The sequence below is a fragment of the Mesorhizobium sp. M7A.F.Ca.MR.362.00.0.0 genome (genome assembly GCF_004023175.1).
Taxonomy (GTDB): domain Bacteria; phylum Pseudomonadota; class Alphaproteobacteria; order Rhizobiales; family Rhizobiaceae; genus Mesorhizobium.
This window is the reverse complement of sequence record NZ_RZTF01000757.1, coordinates 1-1,237: the sequence shown is the minus strand read 5'-3', so window position 1 is coordinate 1,237 and position 1,237 is coordinate 1. Positions and strand designations below refer to the sequence as shown.

The following is a 1,237-nucleotide window of genomic DNA, read 5'->3' as shown; positions in this document are numbered from 1 at the left end:
GACGAGAAGCGCGCCGAGCGCGCCGTCGGCAGCACATGGTTGGAGCCGCCGACATAGTCGCCGATGGCTTCCGGCGTGTGGCGGCCGAGAAAGACCGCACCCGCGTTGCGCATCCGCGACAGGAAGCCCTCGGCGTCGTCGATGGCCAGTTCGACATGTTCGGCGGCGATGCGGTCGACCAGCGGCAGCGCGGCGTCGATGGTCGACACCTGGATCACCGCACCAAAATCACGCCAGCTCGCCGTCGCCGTCTCGGCGCGTGGCAGGCTCTGCAACTGGCGCTCGACGGCTTGTTCGACAGCGATGCCGAAGGCTGGATCGTCGGTGACCAGGATCGACTGCGCCGATGCATCGTGCTCGGCCTGGGCCAGCAGGTCGGCCGCGATCCAGTCCGGATCGTTGCTGCCGTCGGCCACGACGAGCACTTCCGACGGCCCGGCGATCATGTCGATGCCGACGGCGCCGAACACCTGGCGCTTGGCCGCCGCGACATAGGCATTGCCCGGGCCGACGATCTTGGCGACCGGCCTTATCGTTTCGGTGCCGTAGGCAAGGGCGGCGATCGCCTGCGCGCCGCCGACACGGTAGATTTCCGACACGCCTGATATGTCGGCCGCCACCAGCACCAGCGGATTGATGATGCCGCCCGGCGCCGGTACGACCATGACGATGCGCTCGACGCCGGCCACCTTGGCCGGCACGGCGTTCATCAGCACCGAGCTTGGATAGCTCGCCGTGCCGCCCGGCACATAGAGCCCAACCGCCTCGACCGCCGTCCAGCGCCAGCCGAGCTCGACGCCGGCGGCATCCGTATAGCGATCATCCTTTGGTCGCTGCCGCTCATGATGCGAGCGGATGCGGTCGCGCGCGAATTCCAACGCCTCGATCGTCTTTGGGTCGGCGGCCTTGTAGGCCTGGGCGATGTCGTCCTCCGAAACGGCGATGCCCAGTCCAGCCAGATCGGCGCGATCGAATTTCCGTGAATAGTCGATCAGCGCCGCGTCGCCCTCGGCGCGCACGCGCGCGATGATGGCGCCCACCGCTGCATCGACGTCGGCGGACACTTCCCGCTTGGTCAACAGGAAGGCGGCGAAACGCTGTTCGAAATCGGCGTCGGACTGACGAAGCGTGATGGCCATCGGACGCTCAGGTCTTGTGGATGGGGCGCGAGGTGGCTTCCCACGCCCCGCCAATGTCGGCAAGGCGGGCCTCGATGCATTCGACGTCGAGCATGATC

General features: G+C 67.5%; 2 protein-coding genes. Both read right to left on the bottom strand.

All coding sequences use genetic code 11. From position 1 onward, the window contains the following. A partial coding sequence (hisD, locus tag EOC06_RS37460; protein ID WP_128310127.1) for a histidinol dehydrogenase occupies nucleotides 1-1,139 on the bottom strand: 1,139 nt, incomplete at its 3' end. Between the two features lie 7 nt (nucleotides 1,140-1,146). Continuing rightward, nucleotides 1,147-1,237 (bottom strand): DUF2948 family protein (locus EOC06_RS37455; RefSeq protein ID WP_128310126.1); only part of this gene is annotated, 91 nt, incomplete at its 5' end.